A 6,478-nucleotide genomic window follows, 5' to 3' on the forward strand; every position below is an offset into this window, starting at 1 on the left:
GCCGACCGCGGCGCGCCGCGGCAGCTTTCGGTTGTCATCCCACCCGGAGTGTCGGTCATGTCAGCTGTTGCGCGGGTTCTCGTCGCGGTGTCGATCCTTGCCGCCGTGTCGTCTGACGCGCAGCCGACGGCGTCGGACCCGGTTGCGCGCCGTGAGGCCATGCAGAAGCTCGCGTTCATGGTCGGTGAGTGGAGCGGCGACGCGCGGATAGTGATGGGTCCCGGGCGCACGGAGCACGTCCGCCAGGCCGAACATGTCCGATTCGCGCTGAGTGGCCAGGTGCTCGTGATCGATGGCATTGGCCGGATGCTGAAGGACGGAACCGTCGGGGATACGGCGTTCCAGGCGTTTGGCGTGCTGGACTGGCGCCCGGAGCGTGGGTACCAGTTGCGATCGATGACCCATGAGGGTCGCGAGGGGACCTTCGTGGTGACACCGCTGTCGGAGGGACAGGGATTCACCTGGGGCTTCGAGGTGCCGGGGGGGCGGACGCGGTATACGATCCGGCTGACTCCCGAAGGGGAGTGGCACGAACTTGGGGAGTTCAGCCGTGACGGCCAGCAGTGGTTCCCGACGATGGAGATGCGGCTGCGGCGCGCCCCTCGGTAGGCGGCCGACGCGCGCGACCGGCCGTGGTCGGTCTCACGGCGCCAACTCGACGCGCCGCAGGCGCTTGTCCCTGTGGCGCGGACACCACCCGACGTGGCGCGTACGCCACCGCATGGTGCTCAGGCAGCGCCCGCCGGAGCGCGGTCGGCACCTGCGGGAGCGTTTACCGCACCAAACGGCGCGCTGTCACCTCCAATCGCGGCTCGGACGACGCGAACCGAGGCTCGGACAACGCCAATCGGGGCTCGGTCATCGCCAATTGGGGCAGTGACACCGCCAATCGGAGCTCGGACAGCGCCACCTGGGGCGCAGACGTCGGCGCTCGCCGCGTTGTCAACCAGTCGACGCGACGCCGCGCGGGTCGATCGGCACGTTGTCATCTCCAACGATCACGCTGCCGGCGGCATTCGGCGCTTCGTCAGGTCATTCCGCCACGTTGCACACGCCACGCGGGGCACTGCAGCGCGCCAACGCGACGCAGCATGGGCCAGGCATGACATTGCGCGCGCCAACGGCGACGCGGCACACGCTCTCCGGCGCCGCAGACACTGCTCAATATGGCACTGGCGCAACACGTCGGGTCGCTGTCAAGCGCGCGCGGGCCGACGTCGCCTGCACTCGGGACTCGGCCTGCGTTCATCGGGCCGTTGCGGGAGCCTTCCTCCGCCTGCGCCGCGAACCACGACACGCTCCGGCCGCCAGCGATGGGTCATGCGTCTGCCGAGGAGGCGTTCGGACGTTCATGGCGCGAGCCGTCGCGTCGCCTCGTAGCGCGTTGCGGGTTTCCACGTCCCGCCGCCGTCCGATGATTCGTGCACGTCCAGGCGGAACAGCTCACCCGCCGTTGGAACGAAGGTGAGGCGCGAGTGGACACGCTCGCCGCGCGGATTCATGTAGTAGGTACCGGCGCGCACGTTGTCGACCACGAGGGCCCCATCGCTGCGCACCGTGCCATCAAAGACGTCCAACAGGCCGGAGGCGTCGTCGAGGGCACTCACACGATAGCGCTGCTGCGCGGCGTCGTACGACAGGGTGAGCACAAAGCGGTACCCAGGGGCCGTCATGCGGCCCTCATAGGCCGCGCCGCCCAGCACCGGGACGAACTCTGTCGCCAGCTCAAGTATCGGCAGGGCACTGGATTGCGATGTGTCAGCGGGGAACTGGGTGCCCGCCCACCGGCCGAGCAAGAAGCGCAACGGCCGCAGCCCAGCGCGCACCTGCTGGTGGATGGGCGGCACGCGAACCGGTGCTGCACTCCGCATCTCGGCGACGATGCCGCTCGCATTCATCTGGGCGACGCCCACGGGCCCCATGCCGTAGGTGTTCCGTTCGCGCAGGAACCCGGCGTAGGTTCGGGTCAGGCGTCGCATCGCGGCGGGAGTGAGCGCTCCCGTTGGGGCCAGTGACACGGAGTCGGCGAATTCCGCAGCCGCCGCGAGGCGATAGAAGCGCAGCTGCTCGAGATTCTCCTGGACCACGGTCCCCAGCGGCATGGGGGCGAAGTGGCCGGAGTACGCGGTGACCGGCCCCGGGTAGTCGACTAGAAGCTGTGACAACGCGACCATGGCGAGCCGTGAATGCTGCTCGCCGATGTAGTACGCGCCCCCGGCCACGGTAAGGTCGCCGGTGAAGAGCGCGCCCAACTCGCGCACATGGACCACCGTATTGTTCTCCGCCTCCGCCGGTCCGTAGTCCCGGAGGGTGACGGTGAGCCCCGCGAGGCGCAGCGTGCTCCCGGACGGGACCAGGGAATCGGGGCGCTGCAGCCGGCGCTCGTAGTCACTGCCTAACGCGGCGAGCCAACCACCAGGCTGCAGCGCCTGGTCGTGGACGCCCTGCATCGCGTCAGCGGTCGGCCGAGTGGCGACGAGCGGGGTGCGCGGAAACGCCTCCTTTAGTTGGCGCAGCCCGCCGAAGTGATCCGCATGGGGATGGGTGATGATCACCGCGGCGAGCGGCTTGCCTGTCGCGCGCAGGCTGGCGATGAGCCGGTCGACGTCACTGCGCAGGCACATGGCATCGATCAGCACGAGCCCCTCAGCTGACTCGATCCACCAGGCATTGGTGAAGTAGGAACGCGCGTCGCCGGTCGCGACATGGATCTGCGCGAGCGGCGCCCCCGGTGCTGCGGATTGCGCGCGGAGGGGCGTGAAGGCGCCAAGCAGGAGGGGCGCCGTGGAGAACGCGCGGGCGAGTGTGGTGATACGCACAGGCGAGCTATCGGTGAAGGGGAGCCGGCAGGGGTAGCCGCCCGACGCGTGACGGGGAGGCGCGAAGTGATCAACGTCCGTCGCGATGGTGCGGGCGTTGGTCTTCACGTTGAGGAGGTCAGGGATGTTCCACGACGCGCATGCGCTTCATCTCCGAAGCGGGCTGGCCCTTCCACGTCGCGCCACGGTCCGTGGAATGCTCGAAGCGCCAGATCAGGCCCGCTGACGTGGGGGCGAAGGAGACGCGCCAGAAGTGGGGGTTCTGCAGGACCAGCGCGCCGTTGGCATCGAAGTCGCCGTCGTAGATATCAAACGCGCCGGTGCCGGCGTCCAGCAGGCTCATGCGGTACCGCTGGCTCGTGGAGTCATAGCCGACGGTCACGCGAAAGGCGACGCGGAACACTTCATCGAGCTCGAAGTACTTGCCGCCCAGCACGGGCCAAAGCGCCAGACCGAGGTCGCTGTGTCTCCGGCGACACCGGAGGAAACGCGATAGCTCCCTCAATGAAGCGCAAACGTTCCCGTGCAGCCTCCGTCCTTCCGGCGGGTGCGCCTTGCGCGGCGACGGGTGGGGCCGCGAGCAGCGCGGCGGCGAACAGGGAGGCAAGGGGCCTGGTGTGCATGAGCGTGAAGGAGGGACGATGGTGGTCGCAGCGCTGCAGCGATGTCTGCGAGTACGACGGCGCGACGTCCGTGTTCCTCGCATGGGACGAGCAGCCGTCCGCGCGTGCTGAACGCGGGGGACCGTGCCTGCACCCAGGTCGCAAGGCGAGTGATCTTGCTTGTCCCTTGCATCAGGAGCTCAAGCGCCATGCGGCCACTCGGCGAGGCCCCTTCTCGTCCTCAGCACCTTGGCCGCCCCATTGCGACCGCAAGCCGTGGAGGCTGATCGTGCGGTAGCCAGCGAAGGGCCGCGCCGGGCCTCCGGCGACTCGTCTACCTCACCGGGCGTTGGTCCGTGCGAAACTTCGTGAGAAATGCCGGCGGTGCCTTCGTCGAACAGCCCGCCCGCTCCCTCATGCGCGCGCGATACCTGCGCGACGGGCTGAGCCTCCTCGTGGAGTACCACGAGGCAAGGGCTGACGGCTTTCACGGCGTGCACCTGATCACGGCTGATCCGGCCCGCGGTCTGGTGCACCGCTACTCGGACGCTCGGCGCAACCAGCGTGTGGAGTTCAGCGGCCGCTTTGATGGCGACCAGTATGTGATATCGAGGGTCGGCGAATTTGCGACGACCAGGGCACCTACCTGTATCGCGAGGTCGACGGGGAAATCGGTCCTGACGCCTTCGTCAAGCGGCTGTATCGCTCCGACGATGGTGGCGTGAGCTGGAGCGAGCTGGGCTACTACTATCGATTCGTCCGCGAGCCGTAGTGGGGCGGGATGGGGTTACTCCCCATCGTCGCGCGCACCGCGTCGACATAGCGCTCGCTCACGGGGACCTGGGCGCCGGAACGCAGCTGCAGGAGGTAGGTGCCATCGCCGGTGACGCGCAGCACGCCAACGTCCGCGCGGCGCACGATGGCGCTCCGATGGACCCGCAGGAAGACGGCAGGATCGAGCCGTCGTTCGAGCGCGCCGATCGTCAAGCGATGCAGCACGACGCGCTTCGCGAGGTGAAGCTCCACGTAGTTGCCCGATGCAGCAAACCATCGGACGTCGTCCACGGCGATGGACTCGATACGCCCAACCGAACGCACGCTCAACCGGGTGAGGTACGGCGTGGGCTGCCCGCCGCCGGGCTCGGATGCATCCGTCAGGTAGTCACGGACCGCGATGGCATAGGCGGCCCGCTGGCGCAGGCGGAGCATCTCCTCGATGCGGGCCACCGCTTGCGTGAGCCGTGTGTCCTCCACCGGCTTGAGCAGGTAGTCGAGGGCATGAATCTCGAACGCCTCGATGGCAAAGTCCCCGTGGGCAGTGACGAAGACAATGATCGGAGGCTCGGCGCGGGAGACGAGTTCGCGCGCAGGACCAATCCACTCTCCCCGGCATCCGGAATGTCGAGGAACACAACGTCCACGGAGGCGTCAGTCGCCTCCACCGCACGTCCCGCGCCCGGAGTCGCGTCGCTCGGGCTCGCGTTGAGGGCCGCGCGGGCCTCCGCCACCCCCGGACATTCCGCGACGACGCGAACCTGCGGATGCGCCGCGAGGGCATGCCGCAGGTTGGTGCGTGCCAGCGGCTCGTCGTCCACGATGAGCACCTGGATCACGTCACGATTCATGCGCCGGTGCCACGGGAAGGAAGAGGGTCACCACGAAATGTCCGTCCGACGGGCCGGCTTCGAGGCGCGCGGTCGCTCCAAACAGCAAGGCCAGCCGGTCCCGTATGCCGCGCAGGCCGAGCCCAAGCCCGGGATTGGCCGGCGCACCGGGATGTTTGGTGTTGCGCATGCCGTGATGGCATGTCGGAGTTGGGCGCTGAGCTGGCCGATGGCGTCGATGGCCACGCGCTGGTCGTTGCTGCGCACCAATCCGGCGATGGCACTCAGGGCATTAAACAGGAAGTGCGGTTCGAGCTGGGCACGCAGGCCGCGCAGGCGCTGCTGCTCGAGTTCCAGTTGCAGGGCGAGGCGTTCGGCGTCGGCCGCCTGCTGACGCGCGCGAAGCGCGCGCCCTTCGCGCACCGTCACGATCGCGTAGATCGCCATGAAGCTGCCGGTCATCAGGGCCAGGTCCAGAAGCCACAACTCTGCGGGCCAGCGACGCAAGGCGGGAAGGAAGGCCTTTACCGGATCTGCGGCATTGCGCAGGGTTACCGCCGCGACCTGCCACAAGATCTCCGGGACGAGGAAGATCACGAGACTGCCCACGTACAGGGGCACCACGGTCCGGCGCTCGCTGAGAACGACGGTCCGACGTTCCATGGTACGGTACAGCAGGGTCGTATAGGCGACCCATGGCACATACGCCACGAGGTACGCGCCCAGGAGTTCCTGCAGTCCCACGGGAATGCCGCGCCGCAGATGTCTCGGTAGGCCGCCGCGACGTGGGAACGAGCACGGTGGCCCACATGCCCAGGCTGGCGCGGAGTATACGAAGCAGGGGGTGTGGGACGCGGTCATGGGGGAAACGTACGATGCGTGCACTCACAGGTGTCGGGGTCGCAGGATACGCACCCTTCAGGGGTGGGCGAGGGGTCCGTCGCTGCCCCGCGGTACGAATCGCCGATCCCGGGGGACGACGTCCGAGAACCGTGGCCGATGAACCTCGTAGGATCCGGTGGGTCGCACCCGTCCTTCCTTCTCGCGCGAGATCATGCCCCTGTCGAATTGTGCTCCGTCCGGCCACGGCGAACGATGGCGCGACCCGCGCGTCTCAGAGGGACGCGTTCCGCAGTGCGCCGCTCGGGCGTGGACCATCGCCACGCCGCGCTTCGGTCGACGGCGGAGCATCGCCGCGGCGCTCATCGCGACGAGCGCGTGCGCCACGGATGGCGTCGTCTCTCCGCTGCCCCCCGAGGTCCACCGCGCCGGCCTCGACTCGCTGGTGGCCGAGATGCGCGATGGCGCGATGGGGATATCCGCAGCTTCCTGCTTCTGGTCGGTGACCACGCCCCGGTCGAGTACTATTTTCGCGGCGCGAAACGGAGCGACGCCGCCCCCGTATACTCTGTCTCCAAGAGCATCACTTCGCTGTTGACCGGGCTGGCCCTCG

Annotated in this window: 5 protein-coding genes and 1 pseudogene; 2 read left to right on the plus strand and 4 right to left on the minus strand. The window is 68.3% G+C overall.

Annotation, left to right across the window (positions count from 1 at the left end):
• Window positions 1-57 precede the first annotated feature (57 nt).
• A complete protein-coding gene (locus IPK85_27050; protein ID MBK8251021.1) occupies window positions 58-609 on the plus strand; it encodes a hypothetical protein in 552 nt (183 codons plus the stop codon).
• Window positions 610-1,349: 740 nt separating this feature from the next.
• Here IPK85_27050 and IPK85_27055 read toward each other — a convergent pair.
• Window positions 1,350-2,927 carry an MBL fold metallo-hydrolase gene (locus IPK85_27055; GenBank protein MBK8251022.1) on the minus strand — a complete coding sequence of 526 codons (1,578 nt, stop codon included), beginning with the start codon at window positions 2,925-2,927 and terminating at the stop codon, window positions 1,350-1,352.
• Window positions 2,928-2,937: 10 nt separating this feature from the next.
• Window positions 2,938-3,255, minus strand: a complete 318-nt coding sequence (locus tag IPK85_27060) for a hypothetical protein (GenBank protein ID MBK8251023.1) — start codon at window positions 3,253-3,255, stop codon at window positions 2,938-2,940.
• A 522-nt stretch (window positions 3,256-3,777) separates the two neighbouring features.
• Here IPK85_27060 and IPK85_27065 point away from each other — a divergent pair.
• Window positions 3,778-4,146: a hypothetical protein gene (locus tag IPK85_27065; GenBank protein ID MBK8251024.1), complete on the plus strand. Its 369-nt coding sequence runs from the start codon at window positions 3,778-3,780 to the stop codon at window positions 4,144-4,146.
• Window positions 4,147-4,168: 22 nt separating this feature from the next.
• On the opposite strand, the pseudogene IPK85_27070 reads toward IPK85_27065, so the two are convergent.
• Both IPK85_27070 and IPK85_27075 read right to left on the minus strand, forming a co-directional pair.
• Window positions 4,169-5,031, minus strand: a pseudogene (locus IPK85_27070) (response regulator transcription factor).
• 42 nt (window positions 5,032-5,073) lie between these two features.
• A complete protein-coding gene (locus IPK85_27075; GenBank protein MBK8251025.1) occupies window positions 5,074-5,769 on the minus strand; it encodes a histidine kinase in 696 nt (231 codons plus the stop codon).
• Window positions 5,770-6,478: the final 709 nt, after the last annotated feature.

This window comes from Gemmatimonadota bacterium (assembly GCA_016712265.1).
Taxonomy (GTDB): Bacteria; Gemmatimonadota; Gemmatimonadetes; order Gemmatimonadales; family Gemmatimonadaceae; genus RBC101.

Excerpts from the sequence above, each read along its gene's own strand:
- IPK85_27050 (MBK8251021.1), top strand. The coding sequence starts at position 58 with ATGTCAGCTGTTGCGCGGGTTCTCGTCGCGGTGTCGATCCTTGCCGCC.